The following is a 21,640-nucleotide window of genomic DNA, read 5'->3' as shown; positions in this document are numbered from 1 at the left end:
GAACAGGATCAGCTAGCTGAACACGTGGGGAGCTTGCTCGTGTCGCCGTGATCGGCGATCGCCGTGAGTGCGGCGATCGAATCGTCGAGCGTGTTCACCGCGAAGACCTTCAGGCCGTCCGGGATGTGCCCGACGACCTCGTTGCAGTTCGAGGCAGGTGCGAGGAACCAGTCCGCGCCCGCGTCCTTGGCGCCGAACATCTTCTGCCGGATGCCGCCGATGCCGCCGACCGTGCCGGAGGCGTCGATCGTGCCGGTCCCGGCGATGTGCTCTCCCCCGGTGAGCTCGCCCGGCGTGAGCTTGTCGATCATGCCGAGTGCGAACATCATGCCGGCGCTCGGGCCGCCGACGTTGTCGAGCTGGATCGAGATGTCGACCGGGAAGTCGTAGTTGACGGCCGTGCCGATGCCGACGACGGCGCTCGTCGTGCCGTCCGCCGCGGTCGCCGTGGTCGGCACGATCTCGACCGTGCTCGCGACGCCGTCGCGGACGATGTCGAACGTCGCCGCCTTGTCCGTGCCGTTGTCCTGGATGATGGAGCGCAGGTTGTCGAGGCCCGTGACCGGCGTGCCGTTCACGGAGACGATCTCGTCCTTGAGCTTGAGCTTGCCGTCGGCCGGGGACTTCTCCGAGACGGCCGCGACGGCGACGTGCTCCGGGACCGTGTAGTCGAGGTGGCGAAGGGCCGCGGCGACCGCGTCCTGCTGCGAGTCGACCATGAGCGCGGCGTTCTGCTGGTCACGCTGCTTGCTCGTGACCCCCGGCGGGTAGTAGACGGACATCGGGACGACCGCGCGGCTCGAGTCGAACCAGGCGGAGACGACGTCGAGCCAGCCGGGGCTGCGCTGCGGGTTGCCGACGACCTGCACGGTCAGCATGTCGAGTGCGCCGGTGGTCTTGTAGGTCTCCGTGTCGTGCACTTCGATGAGCGGCACCTTGTCGCCGTCGTTCTCGACCGTGCCGAGCACGTTGAACACGGGGCCCGGCTGTTCGATGACGTACGGGGCGGGAACCGCGGACAGGACGCCGAGGATCACGAGGGATCCGATGAGTGCGCCCCAACCGAATCGTCCCCGTCGACGACGGGGACGGATGTTCGCTGGTGCCGACAACGAGGTGTTCTGGGCATCGTCGGCAAAGAGCGACATGCGTTCCTTTCGGGACTGTTCGCGGTGGGCTGAAACCCGACCAACCATACCCCGGCCAATGTCCAGCGAGGTGCGACTAGCGTAGACAGAGCAGCTAGGAGCTATCTGAGAGGCGGCTGACGTGCCAGAGGAACCCGACAAGAGTCCGGAGGACGAGTTCCGCGACATGCTGCGCGAACTGATGTCCGGAAACGGCTCGTTCGACGCGAGCCAACTGGCCGGCGCCGCCGGCCTGCCCAATGATCCCGCAAGCCTCGCAGCGCTCATGGCGCAGCTTCAGGGCGCCATCCAGAACGGTGGTGGCGGCATCAATTGGGATCTCGCCCTGCAGCAGGCGAAGACCATCGCATCGGAGGGATCCGAGGACACCTCGCCGGCCCGTCGCGAGCAGCTCGAGCAGGCATTCCACATCGCATCGCTGTGGCTCGCCGACGTCACGTACGTGGCCGAGCTCTCGAGCGAACCACAGCTGTTCACGCGCGCCAGATGGGCCACGAAGACCATGCCCGTCTGGACCCAGCTGGCCGAGCCGGTCGCCACGAGCATCGCCAACGCCCTCACGGACGTCCTCAGTGAGCGTGCTCCGGAGGAACTGCGCGGCGTGATCGCCAACGCCGGACAACTCGTCCGCGGCGTCGGCGGCACGCTGTTCGCTCTGCAGCTCGGCCAGGTCGTCGGGCAGCTGGCCCGCGAGGTCGTCTCCGGCGGTGACGTCGGGCTCCCCCTGCTCGATGAGAACGAGGCCGCTCTCGTCCCGCAGAACGTCGCGGAGTTCGGTGACGGACTCGACATCTCGGACGACCAGATCCAGATCTACCTCGCGGTCCGTGAATTGGCGCACGCTCGCCTGTTCCGCCACGCGAAGTGGCTGCGGCTGCACCTCATCTCCTCCATCACGGAGTTCGCGCGCGGCATCCGCATCGACACCGACCGACTGGAGGAGCTCGCCGAGAGCTTCGACCCGTCGAACCCGGAGGAACTGCGCGACGCCATGGTGAGCGGTTCGCTCATCCCGGCCCGTACGGAACAGCAGGAGGCGAGCCTCGCGAGGCTCGAGACGACGCTCGCCCTCATCGAGGGCTGGGTCGATGTCGTCACCGCTGCCGCGACGGTCCGTCTGCCGAAGTCCGCGTCGATCGCGGAGACGGTCCGTCGTCGTCGTGCCGCTGGTGGGCCCGCCGAGCAGGCCCTCGGCGCGCTCGTCGGTCTCGAACTCCGCCCCCGCCGGCTCCGTGAGGCTGCGGCCATGTGGCAGCGCGTGACCGACGCGGTGGGCGCCGAGCAACGCGACACCCTCTGGTCGCACCCCGACCTCGTCCCCACAGGCGACGACGTCGACGCACCGGACGCCCTCGTCGCACGCATGGAAGCCGTCTCGCGCGGCGAACAGCCCGCCCAGGACGAGATGGACCTCGCGCTGGAGGATCTCCTCCGCGGGGAAGCCGATGCCGCGGACGGCGCCGCAGAGGTCGACTCCGCCACAGGTGCTGCGTCCGACGCGGATTCCGGTTCGGGCTCCGAGTCGAGTTCCGCATCGGATCCCACCGACGATCCGAAGCGGGATGACGGCCGGACCGGCACGGACGGCCCGCCCGTCTGAGCACGGCACCACACGATTCGGTGCGCCGCCCGGCTTCGGCAGGGCGGCGCACTCGTGTATGCGGGCCCGTCCGCGCTGACGATGGTCGTCCGGCGGAGCCGCCTGTGGAGAGTCCGCACGCCGCATCGGCCGATCACGCGAAGATCGGGTGATGATCAAACGGATCCCCTCAAGCGTCCCGCTCGTCTGGCGCACGCCCAGGACCCTCCAGTTCGGCGTTGACGAAGCGCTCGTCGTCCTCGAGGGGGTCGACACCGCGACGGAGCGGATCGTCGCCGCACTGCAGAGCGGCGTCGACTCCCGCCTGTCCGATCGTTTGGCCGGGATGGTCGGCACGACGGCCGCTCAGGCCGCTTCGGTCATCGCGGCGCTCGGTCCCGTCATCGAATCCGCGCCGGAACGATCCGATGCTGCGCCGAACGCGTGCGCACTCCCCCGGCGAGCCCGCGTCGTCGTCGACGGCGACGGGCCGACAGCAGGGCGGCTCCGCACCCTGCTCGGACCGCACGTCGACCTCGTCGACCGCCGAGACGAAGTCGTCGACGTCGCCGTCCTGTCGGCGCAGTACGTCATCCGGCCCGGCCGGTACGCGCGCTGGCTGCGCGACGACGTGCCCCACCTGCCCATCGTCTTCGGCGACCGGGTGGCCCGCATCGGCCCGTTCGTCGTGCCCGGCTCGTCGCCGTGCCTCTACTGCCTCGATCGCGCGCACGTCGATGCCGACCCCGCCTGGCCGGCGATCGCTTCACAACTCCTGGCCCGCACCTCCCCCATCGAGACGGCGCTCGTCAGCGCGGAGTGCGCCACCCGCGTGGCCCGCATCCTCCTCGACGCATCAGGCGCATCGGCGCACGCCCTCAGATCGAGTCAGGTGGTGATCGATGCGGGAACGGGCGTCGTCACGCTGAACGGCGTCCGGCCGCACTCGCGGTGCGCATGCCGATCTCTGCCAGGAACCGAGACGGATCTCGACGACCACCCCGCGACTGCGACTCCGACCACGACAGGCTCAGCCGGGACCGCGACCGTGTGATGCCGACGTAGAGCAGTCGCCGCTCCTCGTCAGCCTGATCGAAGGTCTTCGCGTAGGAGATCGGGAGATACCCCTCGGACAGGCCGATGAGGTGCACGGCGTCCCATTCGAGGCCCTTCGCCGAGTGCAGGGTCGCGAGGGTGACCGCCTCGACGGTCGGCTCGTGCTGAGCGGCCTGGCGGATGAGCAGCTCGTCAGTGAACGCGCGGAACGTCGTATCGGGCGCCGCCTGGTCGACGAGCCCCATGATCGCGTTGAGGGACTCCCACCGGTCGCGCACGGCGCCGCCGGCTTCCGGCGGGTCCTGGCTCCACCCGAGGGACCGCAGGACGTCGCTCACCGATTTGAAGAGCGGCTCCCCGCTGATCGACACCGATGCGGCACGCAGCTGCAGAAGCGCTTGACGCACCTCCGGGAGTTCGAAGAACCGCTTGGAACCGTGCATGACGTAGCTCACACCCGCTTCCGTGAGCGCCGTCTCGAGCGCTGCGGCCTGCACGTTGATGCGGTACAGGATGGCGATCTCTGACGGCTGCACACCGGCGGCGATCTGATCGAGGATGAGCGATGCGACGCCGCGCGCCTCCGAGAGCTCGTTCGGGTAGGAGCGGAGCTCTACGGCCGGTTCATCGGTCGCGGCTGCAATGGAGCCCGGGGCGCCGACTTCGGATCTGACGGCGGACAGCTGCAGTGCGCCGGGGCGACCCCGCATGAGCGCGTTCGCCGCGCCGACGACGGGCGCAGAGGACCGGTAGTTGCGTTCGAGGCGCACGACCGTGGCATCGCTGTACCGGTTGGGGAAGTCGAGCAGGTAGTCCGCTTTGGCGCCCGCGAAGGAGTAGATCGTCTGGCTCGCGTCGCCGACGACGCACACGTCGCGCCTGCCGCCCAGCCACAATTCGAGGAGGCGGTGCTGGAGCGGCGAGACGTCCTGGTACTCGTCGACGACGAAGAAGCGGTACTGCTCGTGGACCTGCATCGCCACCGACGGCTCGGCCTCGATCATGCCTGCGCACGCGAGCAGGACGTCCTCGAAGTCGATGCGTCGACGTTCGTCCTTCAGCTGTTCGTAGGTGCGCTGGAGGTCCACGAGCTGGGACATGTCGAGCTGTTGGACCGCCGGGCGGCCGGCGGCCGCGTACTGGTCGAGGGTGAGGCCGGAGACCTTGCGCCACTCGATCTCCGCCGCGACGTCGCGAAGCGTAGCCGTGTCGACGCGGAGCTTCAGTCGTTCGGCCGCGTGGCCGAGCACTCGACCCTTGCTCTCGACGAGGCCGGGGACCTGGCCTCCGACGACCTGCGGCCAGAAGAAGTTCAGCTGCGAGAGCGCCGAAGCATGGAAGGTCCGCGCGGACACGCCTTCCGCGCCCAGCCCGCGCAAGCGGCCACGGAGTTCCGCCGCGGCACGGCTCGTGAAGGTGAGCGCCATGACGCGCGACGCCGTATAGGTCCCGGTGGCGACACCGTAGGCGATGCGATGCGTGATCGCCCGGGTCTTGCCCGTTCCTGCGCCGGCCAGCATGCACACGGGGCCCCGGAGGGCCTCAGCGGCGACCGCCTGGTCCGGATCGAGTCCGGCGAGGAGTTCTGCGGGAGAGCTCATCGGTCCCAGGTCCCGGACAACCAGTCGTCGATGACCGCACGCGCGATCGAGGACGGACCGGGCAGGATCACACCGCTGTCGGGGTTCTCCAACTCGTCCTTCGTGAACCAGCGCAGGTCGAGGATCTCCTCGCCGTCGGGCACGAGCAGCTCGGCGTCCTGCGTCTCGGCGAGCTGGGCGACGAACCCGAGCATGAGCGATCGAGGGAACGGCCACGGCTGCGAGCCGAGGTAGACGGGCGATTCGACGAGCATCCCGGACTCCTCGAAGACCTCGCGGACGACGGCCTGTTCGAGCGACTCACCGGCATCGACGTACCCGGCGAGCAGCGAGAAACGGTTGTGCTCCCACATGGCGTTCGAGCCGAGCAGGAGCCTGCCGTCGCGGTCGACGACCGCGACGATGACCGCCGGGTCCATGCGTGGGAACAGCTCGCTGTTGTCGACGGGGCAGTGGCGTCCCCACCCGGCATTCCGGATCGTGGTCTCGGAACCGCATTTGGGGCAGAAGCGGTCGGAGCGGTGCCAACCGGAGATCGCGAGCGCCGTCGCGAACATGCCGACGTCGCGGTCCGGCAGCAGATGTCCGCTGCGACGGAGATCGAGCCAGCGGTCGTCGCCGACGGCGACCTGCTCAGCGGATGCGGAGTCGAGCACCCACAGGAGGATGCCCGTCCCCGCGGCGAGGCCGGGCTCGTCGTCGATCGTGCGGCCGAGGTAGACGAGGAGCTCCGGCTCCGGAAGCCCGGCGCTCGTCACGAGGTCGAGTCGGCCACCGGCGACGAGGGCGCGTCGATCGCTCAGCACCATCACCCGGACGTTCGGGTCGTGCCGGAGACGGTCGAGCAGGTCCGGCTCGGAACGGACCTCGCCGTGCCGGTCGAGCCCGCCCCTCGCCAGAGGAAGACTGGCGAGCGCGCGAACCTGAATCGTCATGGACAACCTCTCCGAGGGCGTGGCGAGCAGAGACTCACCGGGACGGCCACGTACCCTGGATGTCATGGCCAGATCCCATCTCACTCTAGCCGCGTTGGCCACCTCGGCTGTGGCGGGCCTCGACCTCTCGCACTCGGCGCTGCACACCGCCGGAGGGGACGGGAGCTTCGATTCAGCGCGCCTCCGCGCCGCGGACGGACGCGAGCTCATCATCCGCGTGCCCACCTCGCAGCAGGCCGAGACGGAGCAGGGCGCCGACCTCATCGCGCTCCGCTCGCTCTCGCACGGCATCCGCAGCCGGCTCCCGTTCGACGCACCCGCCTACATCGGCCAGACCCCGCTCGACGGCACCCGCGCCGTGGTGTTCGCCTTCGTCTCCGGTCACCCGCTCGATGCCGCGGCCCTCGGCCACGACGAAGCGCTCGACGATTCGGTCGGCCGGGCCATCGCCGCCATCCATTCGCTCCCCACGTCCTTCGTCTCCGAGGCGGGCCTTCCCGTCCTCGGCGCAGACGAGCTCCGGGCCGACGCGAAGCGCATCGTCTCCCGCGCATCGGAGACTCGTCTCCTGCCGACAGCCGTCCGCGAACGCTGGCAGGCGGCCATCGACGACCACGCGCTCTGGCAGTTCCAGCCGACGGTCATTCACGGCGCACTCGCAGCCGATCGCATCCTGATCGCACGCGACGGCGATCGCCCGCACGTGTCCGGCGTCATCGAGTGGGGTTCGCTGCGCGTCGGCGACCCGGCCCTCGACCTGCACTGGATCGCGAGCCTCGGCGAGATCGGTGAGCGCACGCTCGCCGTCTACGCGTCCGCGTGCAGCCGCAACCCCGACAGCCTCGTCACGGTCCGCGCGCGCCTCTACGCCGAACTCGAAATCGCCAGATGGCTGCTCCACGGCCACGACATCCACGACTCGGAGATCGTCGACGACGCGGTGTCCATGCTCGACGGCCTCGTAGACAACGTCCTCGGGGACGTCAGCGACCCGCTCTCCGGCGTGACCGGCCCCGTGCTCGGCGTCGGCGAGGTCGAGACCATGCTCGACCAGACGCCCATCGCGTCATCCAGCGCCGGCATCGCCATGCAGACGGACACCTACGACCGCTCCGAACTCGAACGCGCGCTTGGCAAGGACGACTCGAGGTCCGGTCGCAGCCCGTTCGACGACGACGATTCGGACGAGCAGAACCGCACCGGTGCGCGCGGCTCCGACGCCGAAGCAACCGGTCAGTTCGACCTCTGGGGCACCTCCGAGGACGCGTCAGATGCCACCAAGCCCATCGACCCGACCCAGTCGGCGAGGAGTTCCTCCTCCGAATAGAGCCGCTCGGGACGCAGCCGGACGTCGTGCGACACGTAGTACAGCACGGCGTCGATGCGGTCCGGGTCGATCCCGCGGTGGTGCGAATACGCCAACCGGTAGAGCGCCAGCTGGTAGTACGCGTTCCGGCGTGCCTCATCCGTGTCCGGCACGGCACCCGTCTTCCAGTCGACGATCTCGAAGCGTCCATCGCGCTCGAACACGGCGTCGAGCTTGCAGATGATGACCTGTCCGGTATCGCCGAGCGGCACGTGGATCTCGGTCTCGACCTCCACGGGGCGGAGGCCGGCCCACTCCGAGGCGAGGAAGGTGGCGGCGACGTCCTCGAACGGCGTCCCCTCCGCATGATCGGCTGGATCGATGCTCTCCTCCCCCGGCAGCGGCTCGGTGAGCTCCTGCAGACCGTGCAGGCCGTAGTGCTCCTCGACCCATGAGTGGAAGCGCGTGCCGAGCCTCGTCTGGCGGAACGGCTTCTGCGGAACCGGGCGGCGCAGGCGTTCGAGCATGCCCTCCGGATCCGTCACGAACTCCTTGAAGCGGGAAGCCTGCACACGTGTGGGGAGCTCGGTGAGCGGCTGCGCCTGTTGGATGCGGCGCTGCTCCTCGAGCAGGAGGGCGAGATCGCGATCGAGCGGGCCGAGGTCGGTCCTGGCCGTGCCCTGGTGGAGCGCCACCCTCGCTCGGTCGAACGCCGCGGCGGCCTGTTCGACGAGCGGGCGGCGCGGACCGAGCGGATCCATCGGCCACTGCAGCACGCTCGTCGCTTCGTCGAGCGGATTCTCCTCGACCTCCGAGGCCTCGGGGAGCGCGTCGATGAGGCCGGCCTCTGCGAGCTCCACGAGGTACTGGCTGGGCTTCCTCGGCGTCTTCCCCGTGGACCAGAACGAACCGGTGAGCAGGAGTTCGAAGCGTGCACGGGTGACCGCGACGTACGCCAGCCGACGTTCCTCGTCGAGCGATCGGTCACGGAGCGCCGCCTTGAAATCAGGCAGCAGATGGTCGAACTCCTGCTGGGTCCGGGTGCCCTGCCAGGCCAGGCGCGGCAGTTCGGCGGCGTCACCACGGAAGTCGTACGGCAGTTTGCCGAGGGACACCCAGCCGAGGCCGTCCCGTGGGGCGGCGGGGAGCTCGCCTGTCACGAGTCGTGGAACGGCAACGTGGTCCCATTCGAGCCCCTTCGATCCGTGGATCGTGAGGAGTTGCACCGCGCCGTGGTCCGGCGGTTCAACGGCAGGCGCCATGTTGTCGCGTTTCAGCGCTTGGTCGATCCAGGACAGGAAACTGCCGAGCGTCGCGTCCTCATCGCTCGCCAGGAACGCCGTCAGCTGGTCGTGGAAGGCGTGCAGATTGGCCTCGGCTCGCGCGGTCGAGCCGCCGGACTCGTTCGCCATGACCTCGATGTCGAGGCGCAGTTCTCGTTCGATCGCTCGCACGAGGTCCGGCAGGCCGCTCCCCGCCCGCCTGCGGAGCCCCGCGAGCACGGACCCAGCCTCCTTGAGCCTCGTGACCGCTGCCTCGCTGAACTGCTCGATGAGCCGCGCGGGGACACGTTCCATCGCGAGGAAGTCGAGCGCGTCGATGATCGAGCGACCGTCGTCGTCTGCGACCGACTCCCGGAGTCGTGCCGCGAGCTCGGCATCGTGCCGACCGGTCCGCCAGTCGACGGCCTGCAGGTATCTGGCGACCTCAGTGAGGGTGCCGAGGTCTCGCACGCCGATCCGCCATCGGGGACCTGAGAGCAGACGGATGAGCGAGGATCCCGCTCCGGGATCGTGGATGACGCGGAGCGCGGCGACGACATCGACGACCTCCGGGGTGGAGAGCAGACCGCCGAGGCCGAGGATGTGGTGCGGGACGCCGCGTGCTTCGAGGGCCTGCGCGAATGCGGCCATCGGGCGGCGGGCCCGGAAGAGGATCGCGGCGGTGCTCATCGGGTCGCCCCCGCGCTTCGCGAGGAGCCGATCGGCGAACCAGTCGGCGACTGCTGCTGCTTCGTCGTCACGCGTCTCGAGGTACGCCGAGGAGACTCGGCCCGGGCCGGCGCCCGGTTTCGGCTCCAGGTCGAGGACGGTGATGCCGCTCGCCTCGACGCCGGTGGCCTGCAGCGGCCGGACGAGCACGTTCGCCGCTTCCAGGATGGCCCGGTCGTTCCGCCAACTCGTCGACAGGTTGAACTGGGTCGACTCCACGGTGCGGCCGAAGTCGAGGGAGAACCGGGCGAGGTTCGCCGCGCTCGCCCCGCGCCAGCCGTAAATGGATTGGTGCGGATCCCCGACGGCCATCACCGCGTGGTCCGCGAAGAGCGTGGACAGGAGCCTCGTCTGCACGACGGAGGTGTCCTGGTACTCGTCGAGGAGCACGGCTCGGTACCGCTGGCGCTGCGCTTGGACGACGCGAGGCGAGCGCTCGCACGCTTTGAGCGCGAGCGCGACCTGGTCGGAGAACTCCACGAGCCCCTGTCGGCGTTTCTCGTCCGCGTACCGCTCTGCCAGCTCGATGAGCACGGGCAACGCGGCGACGACCGCCACGGCGTCGTCCACGCTTCGGTAGTTCGCGGCCTTCCTGGTGGTCCCGGTCGGGAGGTTCGCCAGGCGGCTGAAGCGCTCGGCGAAGTCAACGACCTCTCCCGTCGTCCCTTCTATTTCTGCGAGTTCGTGGCTCAGCTCGAGGACCAGTTCCGTGACCGTGTCGACGCGTTTGCCGAGCGACGCCAGACGAACGTCGCCGTGCCTGACGACGATGCGGCGCGCGAGGCGCCAGGCCGATGCCTCGGAGAGCAGGACGGATTCCGGTTCGCGTCCGACGAGCAGCGCGTTGTCGCGGAAGAGCGCGTTCGCGAAGGAGTTGTAGGTGGAGACGTTCGGGCGGTCGAACAGTTCATCGTCCTCGGTCTCGAGGATGCCGACGGAGCGCAGCTTGTCGATGCGTTTCCCGATCCGCTGCCCCAACTCCCCCGCCGCCTTGCGCGTGAAGGTGAGGCCGAGGATCTCGCCCACGCTCACTTCGCGGTTGGCGAGGAGCCACACGACGCGCGATGCCATGGTCTCGGTCTTCCCGCTGCCGGCGCCAGCGACGACGAGCACGGGCGCCAACGGCGCTTCGATGACCGCGATCTGCTGATCGGTGGGGCGAGGGAGCTCGAGCGCTTCTGCGAGGGCGACGGCGGAGTAGGTGCTCATGAACTGACCGCTTTCACGACGTGGATGGCGCACTCGCCGAACGAGTAGGCGCCGTAGCAGTGGGTGCCGATGTGGGCGTCGAACACGGCGCTCGCCATGCCGATCGCATCGCGGCGGACCCGATCCCGGAACGCTTCGAGCTCCTCGTCGTCGAGCGGCGGCTGCGACGGTTCGTGGAACGGCTTCGTCTTCGTCCGTTTCGCGACGACGATGAGCTTCGCCCCCGCCGGGATGAGGTCCTCGGTTCCGGGGATGACTCCCTCCGCGAGCGCGAGCTGGTACGCGCCGAGCTGGGCGAGATCGGCGACGTCCTTGTCTGCCGTCGGAGCACTCGTACCGGTCTTGAGGTCAGCGATGACGACGCGGTCGGGGCCGCCGTCCGCGCCGCGTCGGCGTTCGACCCGGTCCACGGAACCGCTCAGGACGGCCGAGCCCTCGAGTCCTCCACCGAGTGGGATAGGGAGCGAGAACCGGCTCTCACGGCCGATCGCCGTGACACCGTTGCGCTCGGCGTCCTGGAGGTAGTCTGCGAGGCTCGCGACCATCTCGCGCGCCTTCGCCTTCGTGGCGACGCCGTCCCACCCCGCTTCGAAGCGCAGCTCGCCCCAGCGGGCGTCGACCGCTGCCCACAGGGACGCTTCATCGGAGGACTCGGCGTCCTCCAACGCCTTGTGGATGATCGTCCCGAGTCCGGAGGCCGCGTTGTTCGAGCCGCCGCCGAGCTGATCGATGACCCACTTGAGCGGGCATTCCTCGAAGGCCTCCATCCGGGACGGCGAGATCGGCAGGTCGCCGTCGGCGAGGTCTCGGAGCGGCGCGTCGGTGCTCGGCGCCGCGATGCCGTACCAGGATGCCGAGTCGGCCCCTGGCACCCCCTCGTCCGCGAGGATCGCGAGCGCGGCGGAGGCGATCTCGCGGTCCTCGGCGGTGATGCTCCGGCGGCCGTCGGTCAGCGTGCGACGGAGCGTGCCGACGAGGCCGCGCAGAGAGAGCGGCGGCAGCGCGGCGCGGTGCGCGTCCGGGGCAGGAAGGATGCTGAAGAACGGGCTCGGCTGCTCGTCCTCGTCGTCGACCGCCACCATGAGGAGCGCCGACGACGCCCGGGAGGCCGCCTGGGCGAAGAGCCGCAACTCGTCGTGGAGGACGGCCCGCCTCGCGTCGGTCGTGGCAGTGGAGACGCCTTCGAGGACGTCGACGAGCTCGGTCGCCCCGAGCAGGGTGTCGCGGACGCGGAGGTTCGGCCAGACGCCGTCCTGGAGGCCGGCGACCACGATCGTGTCCGCTTCGAGCCCGATCATGCTCGCCGGGGTGCCGATGACGACGGCCTGACGCAGGCCGCGCGGTGCGAGCGAGTCGTCGGCGACCTCCTGTTCGAGGAGTCGGTCGAGGAACACCGATGCCGGCGTGTCCGGCTCGGTCTCGACGAACGTCCGCGCCGAGTCCGCGAGCTGCGTGATCGCGTCGAGATTGCGGTTGGCCTCCTCCGCCGTCTGCCCGACGCCCTTCGACTGCTGCACCCACACGCGTTCGAGCCTGCTCCGCGACCACAGGCCCCAGATGAGTTCTTCGACCGAGGCGCCGGCGGCCGCCTCCTCGGCGGCCGTGGCGACGCTCGCGGCGATGGCGTGGGCCTTCGCGGCCGCCGGCGTCTCGAGGAGCGCGAGCGACGCCGGCACCGCGAACGCTTCGACGAGGAGCTCGTCGGCGTTGCGGTCGAGGCCCTGAGCGAGCTCCTCGTGGCGGAGGGCCGCGCGGAGTCGGCGGACACCGATGGCGTCCATGCCGCCGAGCGCGCCCTGCAGGAGTTCGATGACGGTCTCCGCGTCGAATTCGAGACGCCCGAGCGCGGCCTGCAAGGCGAGCAGCACGGCGCGGACCACCCGCTGGTCGCGGAGCGGTTCACCGCGCGTCGACGCGCTCGTGGGGACTTCGAGGGCGGCGAGACCACGTTCGAGTGCGGGGACGAGCCCACCGTTGCGCACGGCGACGGCCATCTCCGTCCAGGGGACCCCGTGCAGCACGTGCCGTTCGCGGAGGAACCTGGCGATCACCGCGATCTGCTCGGCGGCCGAGCCGACGAGGACGGTCGCGGCGGACGGCCCGGCGGGTCGGGCGAGCGCGGCCGAGCCGCCCGCGTCCGTCTCCGTCGATCCGGTCGACGACGCGTCCGCTTCCGACGATCCGGAGACCGCCTCCACCCGACGGTGGCGACCGGCCCCAGCAGTGCCGATGCGCCGGGTGATGTCGTCGACGACCGTGCGCAATGAGGCGTCACCGCGGTGCGCGTGTTCGAGCGCGAGCGTGGACACCGGAACGCCGAGCGCCTGTCCGAAACGGCCGAGCGCGTCGGCCCTGGCTCCGTGGAACGCGCCGGTCGTGATGTCCGGGTCGCCGAACGCGATGACCGTGATCCCGCGTGCCGCGAGCGCCCGGAGCAGCTGCAGCACGCCGTGCGTCGCCTCCTGGGCGTCGTCGACGAACACGACGCGGAGACCCGCGAACGCGTCGTCCGGTCGTTGCGGCTCCTCGAGGATGCGCACGGCTTCGGCGAGCGCGGACGCCGGGGTGAGGTGCCCCCGCCAGTCGTCGGCGAGGTACCCGCGGATGAATCCGGCTGCGGCGATCCACTCCTGGCGGTCGTGCTCGCGGCCGAGCCGTTCGAGGCGGTCCGGGTCGACGCCGTGCTCGACTCCCCGCTCCATGAGGTTGCGGAGTTCCGTGCGGAAGCCGCGGAGGATGCGCACCTCCGGTCCGAGCTCGGCAGGCCAGAGGTCGACCCCGGCCTCCTCATCGCCGAGGAGTCGGTCGGCGATGGTCTGGTCCTGCTCACCGCCCGTGAGGAGGCGTGGCCGCGCGCCACCGACGAAGGCGCCGGACGCGGCGATGACCTCCATGGCGACGGACACGGCGGTGCGGGCGAGCGCGCCGGGGGTGGCCTGCGCCACGCGGCGCTCCAACCGGTCGCGGAGGACCTGCGACGAGGTGCGGGACGCCGCGATGACGAGCACTTCGTCCGTGCCGTAGCCGCGGCCGTGGATGCGTTCCGCGACCGCTTCCACGAGCGTCTGGGTCTTCCCGGAGCCTGGGACGCCGAGGACCGCCGCCGACATGCCGTCCGGGAGGTCCAGGACGGCCCGCTGACTCGGGTCGAGCACGACACCGCTTCCGGCAGCAGCGGCTCCAGCAGCGGCAGGTGATTCGTCCAGCCTCGTGGCGCCGGACCGGTGCTCGGCGTCCTGGTTCGTCATGCATCGCACGTTACCCGAGGCCGCAGACATCGACGGGCCGCCGCGGCGGTGCCGGCCTGTTCGCTCACAGCTACCGCCGAACGGCTCCGGACACCCGGCGAACTCCCGTAGTCTGGGGCTACGCAACCGAAAGGCACTCAAGGTGGAAATTCGCATCGGAATCCTGAACAGCCCCCGCGAAATCGGATTCGAGACGTCCCAACCGGCGTCCGAGATCGAGAAGGCCGTCGCTGCTGCGCTCGAGTCTGACGCGAAAGTCCTGTCCCTCACGGACAGCAAGGGGAACAAGTACATCATCCCCACCGCCGGCATCGGCTACGTGGAGATCGGTAGCGAGGAGTCGCGCCGCGTCGGATTCGTGGGCTAGTCCCCATGGAACTCCTGTTCGTGGTGCTCGGCGCGGCCATCATCGGTCTCGCCGCCAGATACCTGCTCCCGCAGCGCGACCAGCACGGTGCAGCGCTGATCCCCGCCATCGCCACGGCGGCCGCCGCAATCGTGTGGGTCGCCCTCACGTGGGCCGGCATGCCGTGGGACGGCGCCTGGATCTGGGTCATCACCTTCGTGGCGTCCGCGCTCACCGCGGTCGCGGCCGACCTCGTCCTCGGACGAGTCCGCACGGCCAAGGACGCCGAGTTGCTCGAACGGCTCCAGAAGGCGCCCGTCGTCGTCTGACGTCGCCTCACCCAGCACGACACGAACGGCCGATCAGATTACTGATCGGCCGTTCGTCGTTGTCGCAGTGCTCAGGCGGTGAGTCCGCAGGGCTCAGGTGGCGAGTCCCCAGTGCTCAGGCGGTGAGGCCGAGCGCGTCCATCCGCCTCGTGTGGTTGGCGATGAGCTCCGTGTAGACGGGCTCGACGCGCGAGTCGTCCGGAAGCGACTTGCTCTCGGTGGAGAGCGCCGAACGCGCGACGAGCATCGTGTCGCCGAGGAGACGGCGTCCCCACATCGCGAGCGAGGAACTGCGCTTCGGTTCCGCCGCGATCACGCGGTGCAGGATGCCGGCGATGGGGTCCTCCCCCGGAGCCGGTGCGACGATCGCGGCCAGCTCGCGGGCATCGGCGCCATCGAGGCCGCTCGCGACCTCCACGAAGAACTCGTCGAGGAACCCGCGCGTCACGTAGACGCCGAGCAGGAGCTCGTCCCAGCTCTCGCCGCGGAGGATGCGCTGGAAATCGTCTCGCTGCGCCGCGTACGGTTGGAGGAGCGGTTCCGGGTCGTCGTGGCGACGGCGGAGTTGCGCGATGAGCTCGCGGTGCTTCGTCAGCGTGAGCGCTGCCGACGCGGCGAGGATCTCGCGATCCGCCTCGGTCGGCGCGTGCTCGACCGCGAGGCCGAGCGTGAGGAAGAAGCCGAGCTGCAGCTGCGCGACCTGGCCGAGGAACTCGTCGGTGCTCGGGGCGAGCTCGTGGAGGTCGACCTTCGTCGTCGACACGGTCTCGCCGCGTGAGCGCAACCGGGGCACATCCGTGCCGGGACGACGCCGACGGCGCCCAAACAAAACAACCACCCGCTCAGCCTAGTTGCACTTCCCCTCGCCCGTTCGCACCCGCCGGTCCGGCCACCCTGCGGGTGTCTGGCGGTCGTTCAGGGCCTCCCGGGTAGACTTGACCCGTCCCGGCGCTGGATCGGGACCCTACACCTGTGTGCAATCGAAGGTGTAGAACCACAATCGCACTGACAGGTACATACGTGACTTTCCGTGATCTCGGGGTCGACCAGGACATCGTCGACGCCCTCGCCGCCAAAGGCATTCTCGAACCGTTCCCCATTCAGGAACAGACCATCCCCCTCGGACTCTCCGGCCAGGACATCATCGGCCAGGCCAAGACCGGCACCGGCAAGACCTTCGGTTTCGGCATCCCGATCGTGCAGCGACTGGGCCTCGACCCCGCTCCCGGAGTGAAGACGCTCGTCGTCGTCCCCACGCGCGAACTCGCCGTCCAGGTCTCCGAAGACATCGAGATCCTCATCTCGAACCGCTCCACCACGCTCGTCTCCATCTACGGCGGCAAGGCGTACGAGGGCCAGATCGAACAGCTCAAGGCCGGCGCACAGATCGTCGTCGGCACCCCTGGCCGCCTCATCGACCTCAACAACCAGCGTCTGCTGGACCTGTCGAGCATCGAGGAGATGGTCCTCGACGAGGCCGACAAGATGCTCGACCTCGGCTTCCTCGCCGACATCGAGAAGCTCTTCTCGAAGACGCCGGCCGGCCGACACACGATGCTGTTCTCGGCGACGATGCCCGGTCCGATCGTCGCCCTCGCTCGTCGCTTCATGTCGAAGCCCATCCACATCCGCGCGTCGGATCCGGATGAGGGCCTCACGCAGGCGAACATCAAGCACCTCATCTACCGGGCGCACTCGCTCGACAAGGACGAGGTCATCGCCCGCATCCTCCAGGCCGAGGGCCGCGGCAAGACCGTCGTCTTCACGCGCACGAAGCGCGCGGCCGCCAAGCTCGTCGAAGAGCTGGCCGACCGCGGCTTCAACGCAGCGGCCGTGCACGGCGACCTCAACCAGGAGCAGCGCGAGCGCGCCATGGCCTCGTTCAAGGCCGGCAAGAAGGACGTCCTCATCGCGACCGACGTCGCGGCCCGTGGCATCGACGTCGACGACGTGACCCACGTCATCAACCACACGATCCCCGAGGACGAGAAGACCTACCTGCACCGCGTCGGTCGAACGGGCCGCGCAGGCAAGACCGGTATCGCCGTCACCTTCGTCGACTGGGACGACCTGCACAAGTGGGCGCTCATCAACAAGGCGCTCGAGTTTGGTCAGCCGGAACCGACCGAGACGTACTCGTCGAGCCCGCACCTGTTCAGCGACCTCGACATCCCAGAGGGGACGAAGGGCCGCCTGAAGTCGGCGAAGCCCGTCGAGGCCGCCCCTCGCCGCGAGTCCGGTTCGGGCGGAGGCTCCGGTTCGACCGGCGGCTCCGACCGTCAGTCCTCACGCTCGGGCGCGGCCCGCGGTCGCACCCGCACGCGCGGCCAGGGACAGCCCGCCTCCACGGACGCCGTCGAGCGCTCCGAGCCCGCGACCGGCACGCACGACGGCCAGGGCGCACAGCACCGCGACGGCAACAGTGCACCGCGCCGCCGCAACCGTACGCGTCGCTCGGCACCCCCGACCCCGACCGTCTGATCCAGCGGCCCCTCAGGGCCGAACCGCACGAAGCGCGCCTCCGGTACTCCGGGGCGCGCTTCGTCGTCGGCGGGATGGCGTGTGCGCGGCGACCGATCTCAGAGCAGTCGCGATCAGGGCGGCCGCTCCCAGAGCAGCCGCGATCACGGAAATCACGATCGAACCGTGTCGAACGGCTCGGGCGGACGACAACCGGCTCAGAGCGTCGCGGCGCCGTTCGGCACGACGGGGCTGGAGCCCGTCGCCTCGGCGACGATGCGCTCGACGACCTCGATGGCAGTCGTGTTCTCGCCCAGCCGGTTGGGCTTGCCCGTGCCGTGGTAGTCGCTCGACCCCGTGACGGCGAGGCCGAGCTCCGCAGCGATCCTGCGGACGACGAGCTTGCCCTCCTCGGTGTTCTCGCGGTGGTCGATCTCGAGACCGAAGAGTCCCGCGTCGGTGAGCGTCTTGAAGTACGCCTCCGGCAGCATCCGGTCGCGTCCAGCAGGGACGGGATGCGCGATGACGGGGACGCCTCCGGCCGCGCGGACCATGCGTACGGCCGTGAGCGGATCGGGAGCGTAGTGCGGCGCGTAATAGCCGCTCCGCGGGTGGAGGATGCCGTCGAACGCCTCGCCGCGCGTCTTCACGATGCCGAGGGCCACGAGTGCGTCGGCGATGTGCGGGCGTCCGACCGTCGTCCCCTCGGAGGTCTGCGCGAGGACGTCGGCCCAGGACAGCGGGTAGTCGGAGCCGATGCGGGCGACGATGCCCTCGGCTCGGCGCAGGCGTGATTCGCGAATCTTCGCGGTCTCCTTGACCAGCTCGCCGTTCAGTGGGTCGACGAGGTAGGCGAGCAGGTGCACGCTCCGCCACTCGTACTTGGTGCTGAGTTCCATGCCGGGGAGGAGGGTGAGGCCCTGTCGCTGCGCCTCCGCGCCGGCTTCCGCCCATCCCGCCGTGGAGTCGTGGTCGGTGATGGCGATCGTGCCGAGCCCGGCGGCCGCTGCAGCCCGCATGAGCTGCGTGGGCGTCTCGGTCCCGTCGGACACGCTCGAATGGGTGTGCAGATCCGCCGGACCCTGGATTCCACGAGCATTCACCACGCATCCACACTAGTCTCCGGTGAACCGCGCGGCGTACTCCCAGGGCCCCGACCTACGCTGACGAGGATGTGGAAAACACTGGGTGCCCTCGTCACGATCGTCATCGCGATCGTGCTCGCCGTGGCAGCCTGGCCCCAATTCTTCGGTCTGGAACAGACGCTCGGCGTTGCTCAGGTCGTCTCGCTGCGGGGCCTCGCGATCGTCGTCGCGGTCGTGCTCGCCATCGTCTTCCTCCTCTTCGCACTCGCCAAGCCACTGCGCGCGTTCGCCGGCACGATGGCCGGTCTCCTCATCCTCTTCGCCGTCGCATCGGCGATCGTGGTCGTGCAGCGCGGCATCACCCCTGACGGCACCCCGACGACGGGCCAGGACGACTCCTCGTCCGAGATCACGGTCCTCTCCTGGAACACGCTCGGGGACTCGGTCGACGCGAGCACGATCGCGGCCGTCGCCGTGAAGTACGGCGCGAACGTCATCGCCCTGCCGGAGACGACCGCTGAGACGGCCGACGCGGTCGCCACCGCCATGGCCGCTGCGGCTCGGCCGATGATCTCCCACACCGTCTCCTTCGGCACGGAGTTGAAAGCACGCTCCACGAGCCTGCTGATCAGCACTGGGCTCGGCGCGTACTCGGTCACCTCCCCCGACGTGCCGGGCGAGAACGCGAACACCTCCGTGCTCCCGAGCGTCGTCGCGGTGCCCGAGCACGGCAAGGGTCCGACGATCGTCGCCGTGCACGCCGTCGCACCGCTCCCGGCAGAGATGGACGCTTGGCGGTCCGATCTGCAGTGGCTCTCCGGCCTGTGCGCGGACGACACGAACGGCACGGCCGAGACGGGCGCAGGCAACACGATCCTCGCGGGCGACTTCAACGCCACGGTCGACAACATGTGGAAGCTCCGCACCGGCACGGGCGACTTCGGCACGTGCCACGACGCCGCCGTGGCAACCGGCACCGCAGGACTCGGCACCTGGCCCACCTCGGTCCCCACGCAGGTCGGCTCGCCCATCGACCACGTCATGTCGACGAACGAGTGGACGACCTCGAAACTCCGGGTCCTGACCGACTACGACCAGGCGGGCAGCGACCACCGACCGATCGTCGCCACCCTGCAGTCGCGCACCGCGCCCTGAAGCACCCCTGACGCACCCCTGATCCACGCCCAGCCACTGGTGAGACAATGGAGCCATGGCGAACAACGCAGACTCCACAGCGACATCAACCGCAGCAGACCCGGACCAGGCCACCATCCCGGCCGAGACTCCCGCTCAGGCGACGAACCCCGTCCAGGCCGAAGCGACCTCGAACCGCGCAGCAGCCTGGTCGGAAGGCTTCAAAGCCTTCATCGGCACGGGCTGGGCCGATCGTGATGAGCCGCTGCCACCGGCGCGCGACATCGCGCCGCTCACGGCCGCACGACGCGACAGGCTCTCGGCGGCGTTCCCCGGCAAGCGCCTCGTGCTGCCGGCCGGCGGCATGAGCCAGCGCTCGAACGACACCGATTACCTCTACCGTGCACACTCCGCGTTCTCCTACCTCACCGGCTGGGGCTCCGAGTCGGAGCCCGACAGCGTCCTCGTCTTCGAGCCGACCGAGACCGGACACGACGTCGTCCTCCACTTCCGCGAGCGCGCGGGCCGCGACACGGACGAGTTCTACACGAACGCCGCGATCGGCGAGTTCTGGATCGGCGCACGCCCCTCGCTCGCGCAGGTCGCGGCCGACCTCGGCGTCGGCACCGCCCACCTCGACGCCTTCAGCGCCGGAGGCGACGACCTCGTCCTCGACCGCGACGACGAACTCACGAGCTTCGTCTCCGCGATGCGACTCGTGAAGGACGACTACGAGATCGCACAGATGCGCCTCGCCGTCGACGCCACCGCTCGCGGCTTCGACGACGTCGTGGCCGATCTCCCGCGCATCGCGGCGCACCCCCGCGGCGAGCGCCTCGTCGAGGGCGTCTTCTACGGTCGCGCCCGTGCCGACGGCAACGGCGTCGGCTACGAGACGATCGCCGCGTCCGGCCCGCACGCGTGCATCCTGCACTGGACGCGCAACGACGGGCCCGTCGTCCCCGGCGACCTCATCCTCATCGACGCCGGCGTGGAGCTCGACAGCTACTACACGGCGGACATCACGCGGACGATCCCGGTCTCCGGTACCTTCACCGACGTGCAGCGCCGCGTCTACGAAGCGGTCCGTGAGGCGGCCGACGCCGCCTTCGCGATCGTGAAGCCCGGCATCCGCTTCCGCGAGGTCCACGCGACCGCGATGGCCGTCATCGCCAAGCGCACAGCGGAGTGGGGCCTCCTCCCCGTCACGGCGGAGGAAGCGCTCGAAGCCGACAACCAACAGCACCGCCGGTACATGGTGCACGGCACGAGCCACCACCTCGGCATCGACGTGCACGACTGCGCGCAGGCACGCCGCGAGATGTACTACGACGGCATCGTGGAGCCCGGCATGGTCTTCACGATCGAGCCCGGCCTGTACTTCCAGCCGGACGACCTCACGGTCCCGGCCGAGTACCGCGGCATCGGCGTCCGCATCGAGGACGACATCCTCGTAACCGCCGACGGCGCGGAGAACCTCTCCGCGGGCATCCCCCGCACGGCCGACGAGGTCGAAGCCTGGCTGGCCCGCTGAGCCGACCGGCCCGACGAGCTCCACCCCTGAACGACGCGAAACGGCGATGCACCCGGTGCATCGCCGTTTCGTCGTTCGTGCCGGAGCGCTGGCCCCTATTGCTGCGGGGCGCCCGCCTGCGGGTTCTCCAGGAGGTTCCGCGCCCGGTTCGCGAGCTCCGAACCGACGATGACGTCGTAGCTCGTCGCGACGACGAGGGTCGCCGAGGTGTAGTCCCGGCGACGACGTGTGACCGAATAGGACACGATGCCGAACAGCATGCCGAATGCGGCGCCCATGAGGACGGCTGCACCCAGCAGGACGAGGCTCGTCGCAGGGTTGAAGATGATGAGGACGAGACCGAGGAAGAGCCCGAGCCAGGCTCCGCTGACGGCTCCCGCACCGGCCGCGCGGCCATAGCTCAGCTTCCCAGTGACGCGCTCGACGCTCTTGAGGTCGGATCCGATGATCGACACCTCCCTCACCGGGAAGTCCGCGTGCGCGAGCGATGCGACGGCGAGCTGCGCCTCCTCGTAGGTGCCGAAGCTCGCGACCGTCTCGCCGCGGGGGATCGCGGCGAAGCTCGGCGCGTTCCGCTTCCTGAACATCCGTGGATCACTCATGCGTCAATCCTCTCATCCCGGCGCCGTCCTGCGCTGTGAGCGGGATCGGCTGCTGCGGAGCCCGGTTCCGTGAACCG

15 protein-coding genes are annotated in these 21,640 nt (G+C 69.7%); 7 read left to right on the top strand and 8 right to left on the bottom strand.

The window, feature by feature from the left end:
* Positions 1-8: 8 nt before the first annotated feature.
* Entirely contained in the window at positions 9-1,148 is a 1,140-nt protein-coding gene (locus tag ACQ3HB_RS12100; protein ID WP_430920311.1) for a YlbL family protein, read from the bottom strand.
* Positions 1,149-1,269: 121 nt separating this feature from the next.
* Here ACQ3HB_RS12100 and ACQ3HB_RS12095 point away from each other — a divergent pair, with 121 nt between their 5' ends.
* Positions 1,270-2,748 carry a zinc-dependent metalloprotease gene (locus ACQ3HB_RS12095; RefSeq protein ID WP_430920310.1) on the top strand — a complete coding sequence of 493 codons (1,479 nt, stop codon included), beginning with the start codon at positions 1,270-1,272 and terminating at the stop codon, positions 2,746-2,748.
* Positions 2,749-3,647: 899 nt separating this feature from the next.
* Here ACQ3HB_RS12095 and ACQ3HB_RS12090 read toward each other — a convergent pair.
* Positions 3,648-5,384, bottom strand: coding sequence for an ATP-dependent helicase (locus ACQ3HB_RS12090; protein WP_430920309.1), 1,737 nt, complete (start codon positions 5,382-5,384; stop codon positions 3,648-3,650).
* On the bottom strand, positions 5,381-6,319 hold the full coding sequence (gene nudC / locus ACQ3HB_RS12085; RefSeq protein ID WP_430920308.1) for an NAD(+) diphosphatase: 939 nt from the start codon (positions 6,317-6,319) through the stop codon (positions 5,381-5,383). Before nudC ends, ACQ3HB_RS12090 begins: the two co-directional genes overlap by 4 nt.
* A 64-nt stretch (positions 6,320-6,383) precedes the next feature.
* Between nudC and ACQ3HB_RS12080 the strand changes: the two genes are divergently transcribed.
* Complete coding sequence (locus tag ACQ3HB_RS12080; RefSeq protein WP_430920307.1) at positions 6,384-7,646, top strand: phosphotransferase; 1,263 nt, start codon at positions 6,384-6,386, stop codon at positions 7,644-7,646.
* Here ACQ3HB_RS12080 and ACQ3HB_RS12075 read toward each other — a convergent pair.
* A complete protein-coding gene (locus ACQ3HB_RS12075) occupies positions 7,553-10,825 on the bottom strand; it encodes a UvrD-helicase domain-containing protein (RefSeq protein ID WP_430920306.1) in 3,273 nt (1,090 codons plus the stop codon). The genes ACQ3HB_RS12080 and ACQ3HB_RS12075 overlap by 94 nt on opposite strands.
* Positions 10,822-14,073: a PD-(D/E)XK nuclease family protein gene (locus ACQ3HB_RS12070; RefSeq protein ID WP_430920305.1), complete on the bottom strand. Its 3,252-nt coding sequence runs from the start codon at positions 14,071-14,073 to the stop codon at positions 10,822-10,824. Before ACQ3HB_RS12070 ends, ACQ3HB_RS12075 begins: the two co-directional genes overlap by 4 nt.
* A 142-nt stretch (positions 14,074-14,215) precedes the next feature.
* Here ACQ3HB_RS12070 and ACQ3HB_RS12065 point away from each other — a divergent pair, with 142 nt between their 5' ends.
* Complete coding sequence (locus ACQ3HB_RS12065; protein ID WP_430920304.1) at positions 14,216-14,440, top strand: DUF3107 domain-containing protein; 225 nt, start codon at positions 14,216-14,218, stop codon at positions 14,438-14,440.
* A 5-nt stretch (positions 14,441-14,445) separates the two neighbouring features.
* Positions 14,446-14,748 carry a hypothetical protein gene (locus tag ACQ3HB_RS12060; protein WP_430920303.1) on the top strand — a complete coding sequence of 101 codons (303 nt, stop codon included), beginning with the start codon at positions 14,446-14,448 and terminating at the stop codon, positions 14,746-14,748.
* 115 nt (positions 14,749-14,863) lie between these two features.
* Here ACQ3HB_RS12060 and ACQ3HB_RS12055 read toward each other — a convergent pair whose 3' ends face one another.
* Positions 14,864-15,586: a ferritin-like fold-containing protein gene (locus ACQ3HB_RS12055; protein WP_430920302.1), complete on the bottom strand. Its 723-nt coding sequence runs from the start codon at positions 15,584-15,586 to the stop codon at positions 14,864-14,866.
* A 182-nt stretch (positions 15,587-15,768) separates the two neighbouring features.
* Between ACQ3HB_RS12055 and ACQ3HB_RS12050 the strand changes: the two genes are divergently transcribed.
* Entirely contained in the window at positions 15,769-17,229 is a 1,461-nt protein-coding gene (locus ACQ3HB_RS12050) for a DEAD/DEAH box helicase (protein WP_430920301.1), read from the top strand.
* Between the two features lie 197 nt (positions 17,230-17,426).
* Here ACQ3HB_RS12050 and ACQ3HB_RS12045 read toward each other — a convergent pair whose 3' ends face one another.
* Positions 17,427-18,311 carry a PHP domain-containing protein gene (locus ACQ3HB_RS12045; RefSeq protein ID WP_430920508.1) on the bottom strand — a complete coding sequence of 295 codons (885 nt, stop codon included), beginning with the start codon at positions 18,309-18,311 and terminating at the stop codon, positions 17,427-17,429.
* 69 nt (positions 18,312-18,380) lie between these two features.
* Here ACQ3HB_RS12045 and ACQ3HB_RS12040 point away from each other — a divergent pair, with 69 nt between their 5' ends.
* Together ACQ3HB_RS12040 and ACQ3HB_RS12035 are read left to right on the top strand one after the other, a co-directional pair.
* Positions 18,381-19,448, top strand: a complete 1,068-nt coding sequence (locus ACQ3HB_RS12040) for an endonuclease/exonuclease/phosphatase family protein (protein WP_430920300.1) — start codon at positions 18,381-18,383, stop codon at positions 19,446-19,448.
* Between the two features lie 55 nt (positions 19,449-19,503).
* Positions 19,504-20,961 carry an aminopeptidase P family protein gene (locus tag ACQ3HB_RS12035; RefSeq protein WP_430920299.1) on the top strand — a complete coding sequence of 486 codons (1,458 nt, stop codon included), beginning with the start codon at positions 19,504-19,506 and terminating at the stop codon, positions 20,959-20,961.
* A gap of 95 nt (positions 20,962-21,056) precedes the next feature.
* On the opposite strand, the gene ACQ3HB_RS12030 is transcribed toward ACQ3HB_RS12035, so the two are convergent.
* Complete coding sequence (locus tag ACQ3HB_RS12030; RefSeq protein ID WP_430920298.1) at positions 21,057-21,563, bottom strand: YflT domain-containing protein; 507 nt, start codon at positions 21,561-21,563, stop codon at positions 21,057-21,059.
* Between the last annotated feature and the right edge of the window lie 77 nt (positions 21,564-21,640).

This window comes from Plantibacter lichenum (assembly GCF_050587525.1).
GTDB lineage: Bacteria > Actinomycetota > Actinomycetes > Actinomycetales > Microbacteriaceae > Plantibacter.
Note: the sequence above shows the minus strand (reverse complement) of the source record. Positions and strands in the feature narration are given on the sequence as shown.

Excerpts from the sequence above, each read along its gene's own strand:
- ACQ3HB_RS12060 (WP_430920303.1), top strand. The coding sequence starts at position 14,446 with ATGGAACTCCTGTTCGTGGTGCTCGGCGCGGCCATCATCGGTCTCGCC.
- nudC (WP_430920308.1), bottom strand. The coding sequence starts at position 6,319 with ATGACGATTCAGGTTCGCGCGCTCGCCAGTCTTCCTCTGGCGAGGGGC.
- ACQ3HB_RS12080 (WP_430920307.1), top strand. The coding sequence starts at position 6,384 with ATGGCCAGATCCCATCTCACTCTAGCCGCGTTGGCCACCTCGGCTGTG.
- ACQ3HB_RS12030 (WP_430920298.1), bottom strand. The coding sequence starts at position 21,563 with ATGAGTGATCCACGGATGTTCAGGAAGCGGAACGCGCCGAGCTTCGCC.
- ACQ3HB_RS12040 (WP_430920300.1), top strand. The coding sequence starts at position 18,381 with ATGTGGAAAACACTGGGTGCCCTCGTCACGATCGTCATCGCGATCGTG.
- ACQ3HB_RS12075 (WP_430920306.1), bottom strand. The coding sequence starts at position 10,825 with ATGAGCACCTACTCCGCCGTCGCCCTCGCAGAAGCGCTCGAGCTCCCT.
- ACQ3HB_RS12090 (WP_430920309.1), bottom strand. The coding sequence starts at position 5,384 with ATGAGCTCTCCCGCAGAACTCCTCGCCGGACTCGATCCGGACCAGGCG.
- ACQ3HB_RS12100 (WP_430920311.1), bottom strand. The coding sequence starts at position 1,148 with ATGTCGCTCTTTGCCGACGATGCCCAGAACACCTCGTTGTCGGCACCA.
- ACQ3HB_RS12035 (WP_430920299.1), top strand. The coding sequence starts at position 19,504 with ATGGCGAACAACGCAGACTCCACAGCGACATCAACCGCAGCAGACCCG.
- ACQ3HB_RS12070 (WP_430920305.1), bottom strand. The coding sequence starts at position 14,073 with ATGACGAACCAGGACGCCGAGCACCGGTCCGGCGCCACGAGGCTGGAC.